25 protein-coding genes are annotated in these 16,976 nt (G+C 38.0%); 24 read left to right on the forward strand and 1 reads right to left on the reverse strand.

From position 1 onward, the window contains the following. From CA598_RS05890 to CA598_RS05915, 7 genes are all read left to right on the forward strand, one after another. Positions 1-2,692: fibronectin type III domain-containing protein (locus CA598_RS05890; protein ID WP_179283593.1), on the forward strand; the 2,692-nt coding region annotated here is incomplete at its 5' end. Between the two features lie 383 nt (positions 2,693-3,075). Beyond that, positions 3,076-3,402 carry a hypothetical protein gene (locus CA598_RS05895; protein ID WP_094875832.1) on the forward strand — a complete coding sequence of 109 codons (327 nt, stop codon included), beginning with the start codon at positions 3,076-3,078 and terminating at the stop codon, positions 3,400-3,402. Between the two features lie 309 nt (positions 3,403-3,711). Beyond that, positions 3,712-3,840 carry a hypothetical protein gene (locus CA598_RS32885; protein ID WP_256990371.1) on the forward strand — a complete coding sequence of 43 codons (129 nt, stop codon included), beginning with the start codon at positions 3,712-3,714 and terminating at the stop codon, positions 3,838-3,840. A gap of 788 nt (positions 3,841-4,628) precedes the next feature. Further along, the gene (locus CA598_RS05900) at positions 4,629-5,726 is read left to right on the forward strand and encodes a hypothetical protein (protein WP_094875834.1); all 1,098 of its coding nucleotides are present in this window, start codon (positions 4,629-4,631) and stop codon (positions 5,724-5,726) included. Between the two features lie 235 nt (positions 5,727-5,961). Next, positions 5,962-6,225 carry a hypothetical protein gene (locus CA598_RS05905; RefSeq protein ID WP_094875836.1) on the forward strand — a complete coding sequence of 88 codons (264 nt, stop codon included), beginning with the start codon at positions 5,962-5,964 and terminating at the stop codon, positions 6,223-6,225. Between the two features lie 3 nt (positions 6,226-6,228). Next, a complete protein-coding gene (locus CA598_RS05910) occupies positions 6,229-6,795 on the forward strand; it encodes a hypothetical protein (RefSeq protein ID WP_094875837.1) in 567 nt (188 codons plus the stop codon). A 61-nt stretch (positions 6,796-6,856) separates the two neighbouring features. After that, on the forward strand, positions 6,857-7,267 hold the full coding sequence (locus CA598_RS05915; protein WP_094875839.1) for a hypothetical protein: 411 nt from the start codon (positions 6,857-6,859) through the stop codon (positions 7,265-7,267). A gap of 254 nt (positions 7,268-7,521) precedes the next feature. On the opposite strand, the gene CA598_RS05920 is transcribed toward CA598_RS05915, so the two are convergent. Next, on the reverse strand, positions 7,522-8,961 hold the full coding sequence (locus tag CA598_RS05920) for a TOPRIM nucleotidyl transferase/hydrolase domain-containing protein (RefSeq protein ID WP_094875841.1): 1,440 nt from the start codon (positions 8,959-8,961) through the stop codon (positions 7,522-7,524). A 567-nt stretch (positions 8,962-9,528) separates the two neighbouring features. On the opposite strand from CA598_RS05920, the gene CA598_RS05930 reads away from it, so the two are divergent. The 17 genes from CA598_RS05930 (at position 9,529) to CA598_RS05995 (ending at position 16,842) form a co-directional block, all read left to right on the forward strand. Next, entirely contained in the window at positions 9,529-9,801 is a 273-nt protein-coding gene (locus tag CA598_RS05930) for a hypothetical protein (protein WP_094875845.1), read from the forward strand. Between the two features lie 526 nt (positions 9,802-10,327). Then, entirely contained in the window at positions 10,328-10,582 is a 255-nt protein-coding gene (locus CA598_RS05940) for a hypothetical protein (RefSeq protein ID WP_094875849.1), read from the forward strand. A gap of 61 nt (positions 10,583-10,643) precedes the next feature. Further along, complete coding sequence (locus tag CA598_RS05945) at positions 10,644-11,129, forward strand: hypothetical protein (RefSeq protein WP_094875851.1); 486 nt, start codon at positions 10,644-10,646, stop codon at positions 11,127-11,129. 249 nt (positions 11,130-11,378) lie between these two features. After that, positions 11,379-11,804 (forward strand): hypothetical protein, encoded by a 426-nt coding sequence (locus CA598_RS05950; RefSeq protein WP_094875852.1) that lies wholly within the window; start codon positions 11,379-11,381, stop codon positions 11,802-11,804. 30 nt (positions 11,805-11,834) lie between these two features. Then, positions 11,835-12,002, forward strand: coding sequence for a hypothetical protein (locus CA598_RS32135; protein ID WP_179283594.1), 168 nt, complete (start codon positions 11,835-11,837; stop codon positions 12,000-12,002). Positions 12,003-12,031: 29 nt separating this feature from the next. Beyond that, on the forward strand, positions 12,032-12,274 hold the full coding sequence (locus CA598_RS05955; protein WP_094875854.1) for a hypothetical protein: 243 nt from the start codon (positions 12,032-12,034) through the stop codon (positions 12,272-12,274). Between the two features lie 53 nt (positions 12,275-12,327). Then, positions 12,328-12,771 carry a hypothetical protein gene (locus tag CA598_RS05960; RefSeq protein ID WP_094875856.1) on the forward strand — a complete coding sequence of 148 codons (444 nt, stop codon included), beginning with the start codon at positions 12,328-12,330 and terminating at the stop codon, positions 12,769-12,771. A 35-nt stretch (positions 12,772-12,806) separates the two neighbouring features. Then, the gene (locus tag CA598_RS05965) at positions 12,807-13,067 is read left to right on the forward strand and encodes a hypothetical protein (protein ID WP_094875858.1); all 261 of its coding nucleotides are present in this window, start codon (positions 12,807-12,809) and stop codon (positions 13,065-13,067) included. Between the two features lie 32 nt (positions 13,068-13,099). Beyond that, positions 13,100-13,495, forward strand: a complete 396-nt coding sequence (locus tag CA598_RS05970) for a hypothetical protein (protein ID WP_094875860.1) — start codon at positions 13,100-13,102, stop codon at positions 13,493-13,495. A 34-nt stretch (positions 13,496-13,529) separates the two neighbouring features. Next, positions 13,530-13,928: a hypothetical protein gene (locus CA598_RS05975; protein WP_094875861.1), complete on the forward strand. Its 399-nt coding sequence runs from the start codon at positions 13,530-13,532 to the stop codon at positions 13,926-13,928. Positions 13,929-14,450: 522 nt separating this feature from the next. Continuing rightward, positions 14,451-14,831 (forward strand): hypothetical protein, encoded by a 381-nt coding sequence (locus tag CA598_RS05980; protein WP_143812391.1) that lies wholly within the window; start codon positions 14,451-14,453, stop codon positions 14,829-14,831. Positions 14,832-14,901: 70 nt separating this feature from the next. Beyond that, the gene (locus tag CA598_RS05985) at positions 14,902-15,528 is read left to right on the forward strand and encodes an XF1762 family protein (protein ID WP_218832585.1); all 627 of its coding nucleotides are present in this window, start codon (positions 14,902-14,904) and stop codon (positions 15,526-15,528) included. Between the two features lie 87 nt (positions 15,529-15,615). Continuing rightward, a complete protein-coding gene (locus CA598_RS31950; protein ID WP_143812392.1) occupies positions 15,616-15,768 on the forward strand; it encodes a paraquat-inducible protein A in 153 nt (50 codons plus the stop codon). Positions 15,769-15,974: 206 nt separating this feature from the next. Further along, the gene (locus tag CA598_RS05990) at positions 15,975-16,205 is read left to right on the forward strand and encodes a magnesium and cobalt transport protein CorA (RefSeq protein WP_094875865.1); all 231 of its coding nucleotides are present in this window, start codon (positions 15,975-15,977) and stop codon (positions 16,203-16,205) included. Positions 16,206-16,268: 63 nt separating this feature from the next. Further along, positions 16,269-16,433: a hypothetical protein gene (locus CA598_RS32140; RefSeq protein ID WP_179283595.1), complete on the forward strand. Its 165-nt coding sequence runs from the start codon at positions 16,269-16,271 to the stop codon at positions 16,431-16,433. A 33-nt stretch (positions 16,434-16,466) separates the two neighbouring features. Further along, a complete protein-coding gene (locus tag CA598_RS32145; RefSeq protein ID WP_179283596.1) occupies positions 16,467-16,610 on the forward strand; it encodes a hypothetical protein in 144 nt (47 codons plus the stop codon). A 31-nt stretch (positions 16,611-16,641) separates the two neighbouring features. Continuing rightward, positions 16,642-16,842, forward strand: coding sequence for a hypothetical protein (locus CA598_RS05995; protein ID WP_094875867.1), 201 nt, complete (start codon positions 16,642-16,644; stop codon positions 16,840-16,842). Positions 16,843-16,976 lie beyond the last annotated feature (134 nt).

Here is a 16,976-nt window from a genome sequence, read left to right on the forward strand (position 1 = left end):
TATAGTGCAAGCGGCAATCGACTATGCGGCGAAAGTTACTGCCGCCACAGCAGCGGTAGTAAAAGCGGAAGGATCCCTGCTTCAAGGTGATGTGGATACAGCCCGTTTATTGGTGAATGCGTTGAATTCAGCAGAAAAAGATGCACTGAATTCCAGACTTAGTAAGGTACAGGAAATCGTAGATTATAACGTAAAAGTTCGAGCAGCAACTACCGCAGTAGATAAAGCTGAAAGTACGAAATTGCAAGTTGATATTAATGCAGCAAGAATTTTGGTAAACGACCTTCATACTGAAGACAAAGATGCTCTGAATACACGCCTCGATGGAATTCAGAAGGCAGTCGATTATTTGGCCAAAGTTAAGAAGGCAACGGATGCAGTAGTGAAAGCTGAGGAATCTAAGCTCCAGGCAGATGTAACGGCCGCAAGAAGCTTGGTGGGAGCACTCAACGAAGCAGAAAAGACAGAACTAAACTCCCGTTTAGATGCTATTCAGGAAGGTATTGACTATAATGCTAAGGTTAAAATCGCAACTGCAGCAGTCGAAAAAGCAGAAGACACCTTCTTACAAACAGATGTGACAGCCGCTCGAGTTTTAGTAAATGGACTAAAAGGCATCGATAAAACATCACTTACAGAACGGTTGGATGCGGTCCAGGAGATCATCGACAGTACAACATCAAACCAAGCCGCTACGCAAGCGGTGCTGAAAGCCGAAGTTTCCAAATCTCAATCAGATGTCAATACTGCCCGAGCTCTTGTCGATCAATTGAAAGATCTTTCTATGAAAGACAAGTTGAATCAGCGCCTTGATGCTGTGCAGAAACTCCTGGATTATAGTGATTTGATTGGTCAAGCCTATGCTGCGGTTATTAAGGCAGAAGGAAGCGAAAAGGCGGAAGACGTTGCGACTGCTCTTGCTCTTATAGAGAAGTTGGATGAAGGTACGCTAAAAAATGCTCTCTCATCTCGTCTGAATGTTGTTCAAGCAGTAGTCAACGCCGTTATTGCAAACCAATTGAAATTTGATGAAGCGCGAGCTGCAGTCCAGAAAGCGGCAGAAAACACCAATAATGTGACCTATACTGCTGCACGTGATCTGGTAAACCAATTGCCAGCAAGTAATGCTAAGAATGAATTGGTCGAGCAATTGCAAGCGATTCTCGTAAAACTGAGCGAGGGTACAGCTATCAGTGAAGCGACTCAGGCTGTATTGAAGGCAGAAACGTCAAAAACGTTAGCAGATTACAAATATGCAATTGCTAAAGTCAATCCACTTAATTCAAGTGATCAGAAAACAAGCTTGGAAGGACGACTTGCATCTTTGAAGGAAACACTGGATTTGGCAGCTGCTAATGCTACAAAGCTCATCGATGCTAAAGTAGCAGTTGAAGGAGCTGAGAGACTTAAAACTCAGGAGGCAATCAATTTAGCAAAGACCTTGGTTGATGCGTTGAACACCGGTGCTGAGAAAACAAATCTGCTGAACAGACTTAAAGTGGTACAGGATAGTCTTACAAGTTCTTCTATGGTTGTTACGAACTTGGGTGTCACAAATCAAAAGGCCACATCATTGCGTATTACTTGGACAGCTCCAGCCAACGTAACCACATTCAAAGTGGAACGAGTACTGAATGGAACAGTCGAAAAGACAGTTTCACTAGTATCTTCCTCGGATGGATACAGTGACACAGGCCTGCAAGAGAAAACAGAATATGAATACCGTATCACAGTGAAGTACGGTACGCTGTCAGGGGAACCAGTTGTTTATAAGGTCCGTACACTCGCTGAAGGAGAAACACCTCCGGTTGAAGAACCAAAGCCGCAGCCGACTGACCCAGCAATGAATGTCTCAGGTTTCAAAACTAAGACTCAGACAAAAAACAGCATCACACTGGAATGGATAAAAGTACCTGGTGCGATCGGTTACAGATTGGAGCGAGTTAACGAAGACGGTATAGTTGAAAAGACTGTCAACTTGTCGACGGTGAGTTCGTACAATGATTCATCACTTGATCTGAATACGACCAATACGTATCGTCTTGCTGCTAAGAATAAGTTCGGTGCTTTCGGTGAAGTCAGTATCATTCAGGCGAGTACTCTTCAGGTAGAGGTTCCTCCAGCGCCTTCGATAACACAATTGGATGTAGATGGAGAAGGTGTCCTTCATTTTGTTGGACAAGGTACTGAGGGATATAATCAGTACATGGTCATTAAAAAAGCATCCGGCGTACAACTTGCTCGTTTAGCAGTTACGAATGGCATTGAAAAGACTTACGTATTCAATCTTGCTGGCGATTACACTATCCGGATGGAGACGTACAATTCGGCTGAAAAAGTATCATCTTACAGTGCTACTCAAACCGTCACTGTCGCGACCTATATGGTGGAAGCACCAATTCCTCAAGACCTACAGGCGACTGTAGAGGTTGATGGGAATTACAATGCCTTTACCTCTTCGGTTATCAATGATGTGAATGGTTTAGCTGAAAAGTATTCCTTCGAGGTATACGATCCAAACGGAAAGAAAATCGCTTCAGGCATAGGGAAGGTAATTGGAGACCGTATTGTCTACACTTACAAAAAGTCAATTACAACAACTGTTACGGGGACGTATACGATTAAGGTCCGCGGCAAACATGGAGCAAGTACTTACGGCGAATATGTTACGAGTACTGTCGAAGTCCAATAAATAAACAATAAAAATACCCTTGCCAGGAATTCTGGTGAGGGTATTTTTATTGTTCGGCTCGGTCACAGGTAACGGAGGCCGGGTTTTATTTGCTCTCCAGACCACCTCTTAGAATGGATAACCGACTGCACTGGAAAGGATCAATTGTTTTTTTGGATAATACACGTTACTTCTTTAACTCTCCCTGAAGATTTGAAGAATAACAAAGTTACCCATAAGACACACTTCAGCATTGCCGATCGAATACGAATCATTTTCATATAGGATTTCACCCCCTGGATGTACCGGTTTGTCCGGGATTCCTATAATAGAATTTAATCGTATACGAATTATGGTAAAATGGAGAAGTTAGCAAAAAATGCGAGGATCGGGAAGTGAAAAGTGTGACAAATGAACGAATTCACGCTAGTTTAAACCGTGTCTCTAAGAAAAAACGAAGTAATTATGATATATCTGATGATACAAAGCGAGTGAATGAACTTGAATTAAACGAAAGCAGGCACCATCGAATTACCGCTTATCAAAAGGATCTGCTTGATTGGATTACAGCAGAAGGAAATGGTTCTTATCTATATTATTGGTTAAGTGATGCCTTAATAGGAAACGTAAGAAAAGATCCAGATGATATAAAAAAGATAAATGGATTTAAGACTTTGATACACCAAGCTAAAGAAAAGCCCAAAAGAGGAAGACCTAGGATAAATCCCTGATTTACCTTCTAAGGCTGAGCGATGCAGCTAGTAGATTTATAGAGTCTTAACCGCTCCTAAATGTATGCTGTAGGTTAGGGCGTTTATGTCAGTCACACACTTTATTTTCTGTTGATGAGTGAGTATTTTGAGTAATTGCTAGGAGAATTGATAGAATCCTATAATAGTATTGGAGATAGAAGTAGGGGATAAAAAATAATAGTTTGGAGGCTGTTATAAGCAGTTTTCTTCTATTTTTTACATGATATAATTAAGTGAGATAAAGTTACCGGTGGGAAAGACATGGCAAACCCGAAAGGGGGTGACGCCATGTCGCTTCTTGAACTGTGTCTTAAAATTCTGGAAGTATTCGTGAAGATGGTCAGCATTACGACTGGTTTATTGACTTTGCGAAACAGCTGGAAAAAAGCACGTAACAAGAAAAACCACCGGCAATAGGTTGGCTCCTGATCCGGTGGTTTTTCTCTTGTAGACAATCTCGCCGTGGTCGCCCACCGGCCTTTGTCTGAGGCGCGATGTTACAGCATCGCGTCATTATTTTATGTTCTTATGCCAATAGTATACCATATCTATTTAATAATTATCCAAGTTGTCAGGAGAAAACAATAAATAATCAATGCAAAATCGTGGGCAGTCTTTTGAGTTCAATAGTTTCCGCTGATTAGCTGTAATTCTGGATTGGCTTAAACTGAGACAGGTCGTTTAGGTTATTAATTGTATGTACCATCAATCTTCCCTGGATCTGAACATTTCGTTGACATGATGATAGTTATTATTGAAGAGCTTCAGATTTAAAGGTATAATAGGAGTATATACAAATAATTACAACTTACAAGTATTCAATAACCTATGCACGTGTAAACATGAAGATAGGAATTTATTGAATACGGCGGACTGATGAATAATATCCATCAGAAGTGTAAGGAGTTGCTGTGTACATGTAGGCTAATTAAGTTACCCTATTCATGAAGACAGCAGACATGAGTTAGGTTAACTGAGTAGATGGCCAATCAAATTTTGATCATCCCAGCCCACCGCCCTCCTTGAGATGAAACACCATAAATTTATCGACAAATACAAGCTCTAACTCGAAAAATTCTCGAGTTGGGGCTTTTTCTATATACTGGCCCAGCTAAAGTATGAGAAAAATAACGGATGGAGCGCGAAAAGAGACTCGTATTCAAAAGGGTCTTTTTTTGTGTTTCCTAATAAGAAGGGATGACGAAATGATGAATGAAGTTAATCCGTACCAACCCGATAGACGACGCATTATTAGCCTTCGGGAAGGGGAAGAGATTACCAGCTTCTATTTGATCAAAGATATCAGCTTTAATAAAACCGATGCTACAACCAATCGGCCTGCAGCTGAGTACATGACAATTCATTTGATGGATGAAACGGGAGAGCTTCAGGCTAAAGTTTGGGGATTATCTCCAAAGGAGAAAGAAGATTATGAAAACCGATATAGAAAGTTTCGTCTTCTAAAAGTAAAGGCTTTGGTACAGCTTTATAAGCCGGCCAATAAGGCACCAATTTTACAGCTGAAATTAATTCAGCATCGACTTGCAGAGCGGACAGATGGTTACAAACGACAAGAGTTCGTGCGATCAGCCCCTATCCAGCTTGACGAGGTGCTTGTAGCCATTAAAGAACGTCTTCAAGATGTGAGTGATCCAGTCTTAAGAAACATTGCTTTATTTTGCTATGAAAAGGCAGGGAAAAAAATAATCGAGTTTCCTGCAGCAAAGAATCTTCATCACGCATACTTCGGAGGTTTGCTATATCATAAGTGGCGTGGTCTTGAAGCCATTGAATTTTATGGTGAGCAGCGCCCATTTTTGAATCTGGATTTAATGGTAACTGGCTGGCTCATTCATGACATCGCCAAAGTGGAAGAATTGCTTGTCGAGCTGGGGATCTGTTCGGATTATAGCCGGCGTGGTAAACTCCTTGGTCATATTGCAATAGCAACATTGTGGATCAGTGAAGCCTGTTTTCATTATGGTTTTGACATATATGATCATGTAGTGGAGGATCTAATGCACGTTGTCCTCGCACATCATAATAAAGCTGAGCACGGGAGTCCGGTACAACCGAGGTTACCCGAAGCGGTAGCTATCCATTACGTCGATATGATGGATTCAAGACTCCAGGGAATTGAAGATGCATTTATGATGATGAGACCTGAGGAAGAATGGACACCGAAGCTATTTATGTTAGAAAATCAATCCTTCTACCGAGGATCCATTTCAGAGGAAGCGGAGAAACCTCAGCAAGCCCCTTTCGCCGGACCATCAGATCCAATTTTTGGAGGCGTGGCTTAATAGAAAATAATATAGAGTCGCTTACCCTGCGAACAACTACAAGAGATTAGGCGCAGCCCATAGAGGGCTGTGCCTTTTTCTATATTAAATACCATACCCGAACTTACATTCGGAATACGAGGGAGCGGAAAAAAGTAAATATGACAACATCGAATGAGAAAAAACAAAGTGAAAAGTCAAAATTTTTATGGTGGATGAGAATACAATTGAAGTTCGGAACAGAGGGCCTGTAAGTATGAATATCAAAAAATGTTTAGTTCCTATAATGGTTTTCATTACGATGCCAACACAGATTATCGCAAAGATAGAAATTCTATTGGACTTCTCAACCAAAGTAAGTGGGATTGAGTACAACGGAATTCTAATAGCCCTCTGCGCCTTGTTATGGTGTATCTGGAAGACAAGAACAAATCGGAAAGAAAAGGTGAGTTTTTACTCCAAGAATGCAAAGGAAATGATTCTGTCTACGGAAATTTCAGATAAAGTTCGGGAGGGATAATTGATGCTGTATAAAAAACGAAAATCTGACGTCGGATGTTCAATGATGCAAGTATTGACTGATCAAATCATCTATTTTGTAGGTGAAGAAATGGATACGCCAGAGGCTGCCTACCGAAAGGCAGCCAGTTTGATTGGTTTCGAAGCGGGAACCCTTCCGATATTTAAGGTTGTTTTAGGAAAGCTTATGGATCGATACAATCTCCTTGATAGGGAGGGATCAACAAGGCAGCTGCTATTTAACGAGCGAGTAGAAATGAGGCAACTGAAAATAGTTCTTCAGCGGCAGTTAGAGCAGTTGATAATACAAGCTGGCGACCCATCTGAGAAAGTTCGAGAACACGCATTTAGGGATTTGCAGACCCAATTAAAAGAATATGGGGTACCGTATCGGACAATTGATGTTTATATGGAAGTTGGAAATCTAAAAGCCTGTATATGTGCTTTCGGTTGTTATCTTCAACTTGTTGAAGAATCAGGTGAAGATGTAATGCGCAGAGTGTACGGTATCTCCACAAATAAACCGGATTTTCTAATGCCAAGATTACCGAGATTAAAATGCTGCAGCTAATGACTTGGTAACAAAGAGTTGATTATCAAACACATTTAGTTTGTACAAGGAGGGAAAGATTTTGTTCCTGAACTATATGACCTCTACAAAAGAAAAGAATCTGATTTTAAATCAAGGATTCATTCTTGAAGATGGAGCGATATTTGCAACAACTCAAGTTAAATCAATCATCTCTTCCGGTTTAGTGGAGTTTGAATTGGATGAAAATTGTTTTTATCATTTGTACGCTGGGGAATTAATTGATACGCTTCGCCAGATGGAAAAAGGAGCTGGACCATGTATGAGTATATTTGGAGTGCCCTTTGTCTGCGATCGCTCCGGACTACTCATGTTTGGTGAAGAGGTAATTAATCGGGGATATATGGGAGTCTGCTGTCCAACCATGGTTGGAGGAAATCAGCTTCATTACAATGTCATCATTTTTGATATAGAAGAATTGAATTCTCAGTTAATGGTCAATGTTTCAAACTAGGAGCAGTGATGACAATGAGATACTATAAACCAGAACTCTGGCCATCTATGCCATATGCGTTTCATTAAACGGAAGCCTGTTATACGAAAGTATAACAGGCTTTTTTCTATATGATTAAAGAATAACTTATATTGCTTATTGAGCTTTTATTAAGAATATGGTCCGCCGAATGACCAGATGCCGATCAGATCAAAAGTAAAAAAAAAATCGATAATTGCTGCGTCATCCATAGTAAGTAGTTTCAAATGAATATTTTACTTTATCCCACATAATTTGTACGCATCATTAATGAGATTCTTAATAAGATCCGGAACTTCATCAGCATGCATTAACTCTGAGGCTTTTTTATTGAAACGAACCTTATCTAATTTTGAGTTGAAAGAATGTAGTACATAATTGATTTGTCCGATAATTCCTCGATTTTCATCAAAATTCGAAGCTGAAACGTTTCCCCCCGTCGGATACAACTCATTTAACGCTTGGGCTACGATTTGAAGTGGTACCAGATCTTCAAATTCACCTTTGGGGATGAAAGATAAGCTGAATCGGTCAAGGCTTCCTTCGATCATTTTCTCAATCTCCCGCTTCTCCTTTTCAGCATCACTATCAAGAAGAACACAGATTTTCACATTCGGAAAGTTATTGCGAAATAATTTAAAATTCTCCAGGACCTTTTGTTTTGATTTGCAATTCATAACGAGGATATTCCGACTGGCTAACGGTTTCCCAATTCGAATAGCCATAACAGGAAGTGCAGCTTCTTCCGATGTGCCTTCGACAAGAATGATGCATTTACTGTTTTTGACCGTGTTTATGGTTAAAGTAATGTTTTGGAAAATATCATTTAAACGGATAGATATTCCTTGTCTGAATTGTTTATAGAGGTAGAATCCGACTTGAACATGAAGATCCAGATGTGCTTTGGTAAGGTGTACGTAGAAAACATTATTATGGTTAAGCGATACATCTCCATGAGGTATACCACAATGCGGGCAGATAAATTCTTTGTCTATTGGCATGGTGTTTGGAATAGAGTTTTTTAGCTTCTCTAGCTCTACAGCCATCGGAGCCAGTTCAGGCGAGTTTATCAATCCATCCATTTCTCCCATTGCCTTATAAGTCTCTTGGCTGATAAAGGAAGTAGCTAAATAAAGACCAAAATTAATCTCATATTTGGGCATCTCAACATCATTGAAATTGACTGTATTTAACAGTGATTTTGCACTTTGCGCCTGCCATCGGTACGCTTTGGAGAAAAAATCATTCAATTGAATCAGCGGAGGAAAAAGCATAATTTGAAGAATATAGTTGGTAAAGTCGTCTTCGGAAGGGAGCAACTGTTCTTCTAGTTCTATAGAGTCATAGAGATCTTCAATATATATCAGATCTTCATTTTTTAAATTGAATTCATTTGTAATATCTTCGGCTAACTCAGAAGCGAAAAAATGAGTGAATGGAGTTAATTCAAATTTTATTTGGATTTCTGTTGGAACTTCGTGGGGGAAGTGGGTCTTGTACAAATCTAAAAGTGTATATCCCCAACTGGAATGATATAACTCTACCTTTTCCTTCAGGGATTTATCCTCCTGATCATTAGTACATAACTTGAACAGTTTTAAAAGTATTTCTTCATGTTGAAACACTGTCATATCGTGAAAGACGCGCTTAATAACATCTAAAGGGAATATTATCAAAGATTATCACTCCATTTGTTTATTGAGATATTTTCTATTATGAAATAAATGGTTATCAATCTCAATTCAAAATACTACTTTCAAAGTCGATTGTATTACAAATCTCTATTGTAGGTGGCGCTGCGTGAGTGAGAACCGGCTACTCTTGAGTCATCTAAAAAAGCTGAGGATTGTCTAACTATAAATTCCATCATATCAACAAATCCAATCATTTTCTTATCAAATTAAAATTAGCCAAACTAATACACTTTATTATGTATACAATCGTTTACAGAAATAAGTGTGTGAGGTAATATAATCTTGAGGTAATGAAAGTTTTTTTTTCTAAATCCTCCATTAATCGGATGTTGGATACGTCGATTGAATATTCGCGTTTTATCCTTAAAAATGAGGGCATGTTGCCCGAATATTTGGATGCACTCAATGAATATGAAATGCTAAAACAAAAGTATGAAGAAATTGAACAACAGCTTGAAAGGCTCCAATACTACATTTGTAAGAAAACTCTCGGAATCTATCAATACATCAAAATGAATAAAGCAGTTTTTTTAGAAAGGTTGATGAAACATGAAAGAAATGAATATTAACGGACTCGATGGGAAATTTGTAGTAGGGGCTTGGAATGTTGAAATTAACGATGGTGGAGAGATTGAAGACTTGGAGATTTTTTTGGATCAAAGTGACTTGATTGCTTTAAACATTGATTTCCAAAATGGATGTCTTAAAGTATTAAAACCTCATCCGAAAAATCCTGATCATGAGATTGTACAAGCTACTGATAATTGTTTTTATGCAGTAAGGTATGGTGGAGAAAGTGAATTTTATAAATCACTATCGTAATGATCTTCAATGAATAAATCACTTCATAAGGAGAGATTCAACAACTCGAAAATGATGAAATACATATTGTTTTGAGACATTTTCAGATATATAGCTCTGTAGAAAAAACCTTCACAAAAAAAGATATTGCCTTAAAGTATGCAGCCGAAATGGATAAACTTGAAAATGATAATTTGCCCGAACATGCAAGAGGATATCACACGGTTGTTACCTCAAACCTGGAAGAAAAATATTGAATATAACAGTGTCTAATGATAGTAGACGCACTATTATGAATATTAAGTTTTTAAGAGGAGGTAATAAATTGGAGCGTAAACAATTTTATAAACTATTCGCAACATTACTATTATTGTGGTTATTTTCTTCATCTGTAGCTTACTTCATGATGGAGAAGGTACTTCTGTTCGGTATGATATTTCTCCTGGTCAGTGCACTTTCATTTTTTATGATTGTTTTATTACTATTAGGATATTTGTTTGAAAAGATTAAATCTAAAAGGAACACAATCTGAATATGGAGTGTTCATATGAAAGAATGGCTCTATGAGCTGCTTGAAAAATTGACAGGTAAGCACTATCACATTTTTGACAAACCATCACAAATAGAATACCTGGATGGAACCCAGTTTTTTCATTGCCGGTGCGGAGCGATAGCAAAAATAAAAAGAATACAAGTCGTAACAATGTGGTGTCTACGCTGTCAAGTTTGGACGAATGAATATAATCGATTCAGTCAACATGATTGCGGAACTGATGTTCTTTCAACTAAAGACGGAGAATAGTTAAATCACGCCTATGAGAGCAATGATCTTCAATGAATATTAAGTTGTATGGAGGTATCACATGGAACCAAAATTTTTAGTTACTGCTAAAAAATATATACATCCAAATGACGATGAAGCAAGGTGTAAAAAACTGCACTCTCTAACTGTTACAGTGGAATTTTATGACGAAAATTTAAAATACTGTTTGGAAAGCTTGTTCGAGGATCATCAATTTGGTTTGCATCTATTTAAGCGACCTCATAATTGGATTCCATTTGTAATGGTGAAAACATTGAGTGTGATGGATGAAGAGGATCTGTATACTCTAACTCTTGGTTCTCAACAGGGACATAGCTATTCCTTTACGGATGCGATAGCGCGGACAACAAAATATAATGTTGGTGATTTCGATATTCGACAACCCGCTGTAATTAACTTTCATCTTGAAGAAGATCTAAACGAAATCGAACCATTGATTATTAATACAGTTGAAAGATTTATACAAAAAGTCATGAAAATTGGACCACATCCGAGAGGACTCAGAATTTTTGAACTGAATATTTGAACTGGATAAATGAACACCGACTGGATATTAAGTTGTATAGGGAGTGGAAAAGTGAAGTTATTTATATGCTTACTTGTTTCTGCAATTTCTATGAGTGTACTTATGTACAGAAATACTAAACATAAAAATAAAGGTTCCAGAAATAGTTTTATTAATGCGCTGCTGCTTTTAATTTCTGTATTTTTATTCTTTGTTCCAATATTAGAATGAACACCGTATGAATATAAAGTTGTATAGGAGGAAGTAATAATGGTCATGTCATTTCTGGAGACTGTAAATAAGGTTGTTCCATTGACCGATTCACTAGCAGAAACGGTTGAGGACCGAAATCGTTTGATATATCTATCAGAAAAATATTCGTCGGAGTTATCTATTCAAGAGCTACTTAAACTTTGTAATGAATCCATAGAAGAAAAAGAGCAACTGATTACGAAAGCAGAGGACAAGTATCCGGAGTGTACATCACGGAATTTGCGTGGAATCATTTTTCAGATTTTAAACGATGAAGGAATAAGTAAAGAGGAATTTGCGCAAAAACTAGGTGTATCTTTAAATGACATTGATTTAGTTCTTAAAGGAATGGGATTGGATAATCCTAATCTCTCTAATCTATATAAAATGATGTGTGAGTATTTCAAACTTGATCCTCAATACTACCTTCACACCCGGGATTGAATATTAAGTATCTTTTAGGAAGGTTCATGTATGAATGAAAAATTCCAAGCAGTTATTGAAAAACATAACGAGCAACCGTTTGTCTTTGGAGACGATAAAATGATTCAAAGCATTTTGGAAGAGAAAAAAATCGTAATCGAGGTGCTGCCTCATCTTGCAACTTATCTGGATCAGGAATATAAACTCGAGACATATTGAATAATTCGGTTTATGAAAGGAAGTCCTCAATGTTAATCAAAATTGAAGATTTGAAAAGTGTTATTGATGAATTAGTAGAAGATACTTTAAGCCAACTTAACGGTGACTTGTCTCCAAAAATTGATGAACGTGTAGCAATATTAAAATTAGGTCAGATCTCAGCTCTGTGTATCATTTTAAGAGACAAGGTAGAAGATGCCGAATTAAAAGATCAAATATGGAACTTAAAGAAAGAATCTGATAAACATCTAGAGCAATTATTTAATAAGTGAAATGATACATAATGAATAGATTCGATCATTCGGACGGTTAGGAGCTGGGGGCATTGGCGGTGAAATTTAAGAACTACTTCGATACGCGAGAAAGATCGATTGAATACTCACGTATTACGCAGAGTGGATTAATGTTGGCCAAAGTGGCAGACGTAAGGGGAAGGAAACGTGTATTTAAACCTTCTGAATTTGAAATACATGAAATCATTGAAACAACAAAGATGGGTATCAAAAGTGTTTTGAATTATTTCAAAGACAAGGAAGTTGAAAGCTCTATTCAGGATGCATTAAGTGATTTGGCAGCATTAGAAATTAGATCACTGTATGATGTCAAAATTGCGGGAAATACCATTTTTACAATAGGAAGTCGCTATGAGACTTCGAGGCGTGACAATTTCTTGATTCTTAATTTTGGCGGTACCCACATTACCGTGAGTGAGCTGCTTGGGATGGCTATCGTTGTTGCCCTGGTAATGAGTATTATTCGTATAATTTGAAGCAATTCTTCAATGAATAGGGAGCGTGCATTAGAATGGACAAAAATTTGATAGTTTTATCTGCAAACAAAATCGGTGGAGAAATTGTTCAAATAGATCCGAAAAATAGATCAGGCAGTTATATTAAGCCCTTGGAGGCAGTGGATTCGAAGATAACTGTTAGGGATTTACTCGACTCTTTTGGTAACATCAAGCCGTTTGAAGTAGTTTCTCAAGTAACAGGAATTACATTAGAAATGTACCAACAAGCGGTATCAATTATTCGTATTGCCCGAGGTCAGAATACATCGTATTGAATACTAGGTTGTCAGAGGGGATGGCTATTTATATGAATGAAGGGCTGCGAAAATATTGTCCCAATTGCAATAAAAGCAAACATGAAGATAAGGCTGCATATTGTGCTCTATGCGGTACAGAGTTGAAGACCGAACTTAAGCGGAAGTTTTACCTTAGTCTTAACATACCTGATAGTAAGATTAACATGGAGGAGAATCTTGAGAGAGTATTTAATGGATGTCCCTTCTTTCTTCGTAAAATAGATGATAGTTCAATTCAAGTTGTTTTGTTTCATGATTATCCAAAGTGCAAACATTTAATTAAAGATAAGCGCGACCCGTTAGGGCCTGAGTCTTCTGAAATTAATATGACAGGTGAGCGGCTGAACGCCCTATTAAAAAAAGACTTTAATTGGTTTCATGAATCTGAATTAGCGGTCTTATGGTAATTAAATGATTATTAGATTATAAGGAGTGCTAGTAATGACGAAAGTCAACGTTTATGGAGTGTATCAATATAATGAATATCTTATTAATGTGATTGTCTGTGTAATTGATGCGAAAGATGATGAAGACGCAATGGATATTGTAAGTGAAATGAAATTAGGAACAGTAATTTTTGATCTTAACCAAAATACTTTTTATCATATACAAAATGAAGAATCAAAAATACTTAATGAAGAAAATATATTTAAATGTGAAGTTTGCGATCCGAGTAAAAAGATTGTAGAAATACCTTTATTGAAAATCCCGGTTTATCCCATTGATGGTTATAAAGAAATTACCCTAAATCAATTAATTCGAGGTATTTTAAAGGAATTATTTGAAATGAATAAAGATTTTATTTCATTTGACTGTATTGCATTTGGAGTAAATAAATAAACCCCGACCCCGACCGGATTGGAAAAGGGAATCGAGTGACATATCGAAATGGCATGCGTATTGTAAAATTTGGAAATGAAATTATGATAGAGTAGACCTGGCGTTGGATCAATCAGTTACAAAGCAATAATTCAGATAACTAGGAAGGATGAATTTTCGATATGCCAGGTAATGATATGCAATCTACACAAAAAAAGTCTGTAGGATTTGTGGTGGGAAGATTACAATGCAATGCAGATGTAGTCGAGCCGATGTAATTTGTGAAAACGGACATTCCTATCATTGGTCTCCATTTCATAAGGAATACCACGTTGGTGAAAGTAATCATAGCACTGACACCTATGGCTCAGAATGCTGCTCTTTAAGAGAGAAATGCTAATTAGTGAGTCCAGTTTGAGGAACACTTTCGGAAAGGATGTGAATGGAAGAATGCCCTACACATGTATGAATACAGGTATCAAGCTTAATGTTCGAGCGGATCAAAGAGCGCAACGACGATCTGCAAATAAGGTGGAATCTGGTATGCGGTGGGAGTTTGTCCGAGGGATGTACGGTAATGTCTATGAGGTAATTGACCACGAACGATTTCACTGGTACAGACAGGATAGACCTGTAGATGGTCAAGGAGATATTTTTGATGGATTTTTGCCCTTCCAATGTGATTACTGTCGGAAAGTAGTAGAGTCTATAAAACATGTGCAATATAAAGCAAATTACTGGTATTACGTCAGACCAAATTTGCCTACAGCAGAATGGAAACAGAGCACAGTCGAAGTAAAGTACAGCAGTTGTGAAGCGTGCCAATATGGTCCATTACCGTTTCCAACAGTATTGATAGGATTTCACATGACAGACCTGTACCAGGATGGCAATCTGATATATGTGCAGGAACGAAGGTTCTGATGAATGGAGATAGGTTCTACTCAAAAGGATCTAGGAGACTTCATATAGTGCAGGAAATGGGATGATATGTATGTGGTATTGGCTATTTATTAATCAATCAAATAGTTTCATAGTGCTATCGGAAGAGCAACTGCGGGAAGAAGGGCGCTGGAATCTTGAAGAGGAAAACTATGAATTGATTTCTGATTCATTCAAAAGTATCCCTGCTGCAGAAGATTATGCTCATGAATATTATGGTGCTAAAAAAATCAGATTACGAGTGCGTCCAATCTCACTAAAAGATGCTCAGAAATTTGTAGACCAGGAACATCGCCATCATATAGCTCCTCAAGGCCATAAATTTTCAATAGGTTTGACAGACGGTCATAAAATATTGGGTGTTATTATAGCAGGTCGCCCAGTATCAAGACACCAGGACAATGGACTAACCCTTGAAGTTACGCGTTGTTGCGTGAGAGATGTGTATAAAAATGGAATTAGTATACTCTACGCAGCTGCGTGTCGTGTAGCTAAGGCTATGGGATATACAAGAGTAATAACTTATACACTAGCATCTGAGAATGGTGCTTCAATGAGAGCGTCAAATTTTACATTGGAGCGCAGTAGTGAAGGTGGTTCTTGGGGGAGTAAGAGTCGTAAACGGACAGATAAGCACCCAACAATGAAAAAAAATTTGTGGGTTCGGGAAGTCAGTTAATGCACAGTGCACGACTCCTGGTTCGGAAGATCTTAAGGCTGCGGTGAAGTAAATTAATTTGAATTAGAAAGAAAGGATGTATGTTTAATGATCATATTTCCAGTTGGCAAATGTAAGGTATGCGGATGTACAGATAATAACGCATGCGTGAATGAGTATGGCCCTTGCTCCTGGATGAACGAAGAACATGATTTATGTAGTGCATGCGCCAGCGATGAACAGGCAGAGAAAGTAGAGTAGACGCATATAGGACTCCAAACTGATATCCAGACACTTATATTCTATTTTGAAGTACATATAGAATGGATCTTCCGCTGACAACAGAGGAAAATATCAACGTATACAGAACCATGGTTAAAGAAAGAGGGATACAACCTTTATCGAAAGATGCTTAAGGAATATTTCGTTGCGCAGTACGATGAAATTGGACTACTAAAGGAGATAAAATGAGCAAAACAAGGAAAATAAATATTTCATCGATTTCACTTATAAATTTGACTAGAAGTTTAATTCAGACACATGAATTTGGGAATCTAGCTTTAAAACCTGAAGATCAGAAAGCCTTTGCAGAGATATTCGAGAGTTTGAATAAATCTGAAAAAATTGAGTTTGTCCGCGGCATACCTCCTGAACAGAGGACTAGATTTTTAAAATACATGGAAAGTAACTTTAAATAATGGCCGTAATAATTTTTTTATTGAATAGGAGACGCATATTGTTCAGAAAAGAAGGTGGATCCTATGGATTTGAAAAAGCAATGGCAGTTTGCAGATTTTGTTACGGTTATCGCTAAAATAAACATTGAATATCTTGAAGGCCGAGCTACAGCAGAAAAATCAATGTTGGCAATATCTGCAGTAATCGGTGCAATGAGCGATTCGTTAGCCAAGCTGAATTCTAAATAACAGACGCATACGGCGTAATAAAGGAGGTTTAGCATGATTTGCCCAGTCTGTAAGGAGGAAAGAGAAGAACGGTATTTGCAAACCGAAGACGATCAATGCGAGTTCTGCATGATGTCAGATATTGATTATTCAACTGGCGAAGGGCATATAGATAGCCCCTCTGATGATTGGGCATAACTTTAGTGCATATAGCGAAGGAGGAATTAAAATGGCTTTGCAACCGTTTTGTGTGGTTTGTTTTTGTGATCTACCTCAACCGGGCTTATGCCTGGATTGCCAAAGTGAAGAAGAAGCTAACCAAGAAAAAATCCGTAAAGCTGAAATTGAAAGATTCCGTGAGTTGAACGGGTTTTCAGACGAAGAAGACGGACTCATCAGCTGGAAGTATGGAGAGATTGTTCGTGATTGAAGCATTTAGCGAAACAAGGGAAGTGAGTGAGCAAATGGCGGTGCCGAAATGTAATGGCTGTGAAAACCTAAAAGAAGGCGAAGCTCTTACTTACCGTAAGGCTAGGAAAATCACAGGACTGGTAAAAGCAAAGT

Origin of the sequence: Paenibacillus sp. VTT E-133291 (genome assembly GCF_002264395.1) — a bacterium.
GTDB lineage: Bacteria > Bacillota > Bacilli > Paenibacillales > Paenibacillaceae > Paenibacillus_AQ > Paenibacillus_AQ nitricinens.

Excerpts from the sequence above, each read along its gene's own strand:
- CA598_RS32885 (WP_256990371.1), top strand. The coding sequence starts at position 3,712 with ATGTCGCTTCTTGAACTGTGTCTTAAAATTCTGGAAGTATTCGTGAAG.
- CA598_RS05900 (WP_094875834.1), top strand. The coding sequence starts at position 4,629 with ATGATGAATGAAGTTAATCCGTACCAACCCGATAGACGACGCATTATT.
- CA598_RS05905 (WP_094875836.1), top strand. The coding sequence starts at position 5,962 with ATGAATATCAAAAAATGTTTAGTTCCTATAATGGTTTTCATTACGATG.
- CA598_RS05910 (WP_094875837.1), top strand. The coding sequence starts at position 6,229 with ATGCTGTATAAAAAACGAAAATCTGACGTCGGATGTTCAATGATGCAA.
- CA598_RS05930 (WP_094875845.1), top strand. The coding sequence starts at position 9,529 with ATGAAAGAAATGAATATTAACGGACTCGATGGGAAATTTGTAGTAGGG.
- CA598_RS05940 (WP_094875849.1), top strand. The coding sequence starts at position 10,328 with ATGAAAGAATGGCTCTATGAGCTGCTTGAAAAATTGACAGGTAAGCAC.
- CA598_RS05945 (WP_094875851.1), top strand. The coding sequence starts at position 10,644 with ATGGAACCAAAATTTTTAGTTACTGCTAAAAAATATATACATCCAAAT.
- CA598_RS05950 (WP_094875852.1), top strand. The coding sequence starts at position 11,379 with ATGGTCATGTCATTTCTGGAGACTGTAAATAAGGTTGTTCCATTGACC.
- CA598_RS32135 (WP_179283594.1), top strand. The coding sequence starts at position 11,835 with ATGAATGAAAAATTCCAAGCAGTTATTGAAAAACATAACGAGCAACCG.
- CA598_RS05955 (WP_094875854.1), top strand. The coding sequence starts at position 12,032 with ATGTTAATCAAAATTGAAGATTTGAAAAGTGTTATTGATGAATTAGTA.
- CA598_RS05965 (WP_094875858.1), top strand. The coding sequence starts at position 12,807 with ATGGACAAAAATTTGATAGTTTTATCTGCAAACAAAATCGGTGGAGAA.
- CA598_RS05970 (WP_094875860.1), top strand. The coding sequence starts at position 13,100 with ATGAATGAAGGGCTGCGAAAATATTGTCCCAATTGCAATAAAAGCAAA.
- CA598_RS05975 (WP_094875861.1), top strand. The coding sequence starts at position 13,530 with ATGACGAAAGTCAACGTTTATGGAGTGTATCAATATAATGAATATCTT.
- CA598_RS05980 (WP_143812391.1), top strand. The coding sequence starts at position 14,451 with ATGCGGTGGGAGTTTGTCCGAGGGATGTACGGTAATGTCTATGAGGTA.
- CA598_RS05985 (WP_218832585.1), top strand. The coding sequence starts at position 14,902 with ATGTGGTATTGGCTATTTATTAATCAATCAAATAGTTTCATAGTGCTA.
- CA598_RS31950 (WP_143812392.1), top strand. The coding sequence starts at position 15,616 with ATGATCATATTTCCAGTTGGCAAATGTAAGGTATGCGGATGTACAGAT.
- CA598_RS05990 (WP_094875865.1), top strand. The coding sequence starts at position 15,975 with ATGAGCAAAACAAGGAAAATAAATATTTCATCGATTTCACTTATAAAT.
- CA598_RS32140 (WP_179283595.1), top strand. The coding sequence starts at position 16,269 with ATGGATTTGAAAAAGCAATGGCAGTTTGCAGATTTTGTTACGGTTATC.
- CA598_RS32145 (WP_179283596.1), top strand. The coding sequence starts at position 16,467 with ATGATTTGCCCAGTCTGTAAGGAGGAAAGAGAAGAACGGTATTTGCAA.
- CA598_RS05995 (WP_094875867.1), top strand. The coding sequence starts at position 16,642 with ATGGCTTTGCAACCGTTTTGTGTGGTTTGTTTTTGTGATCTACCTCAA.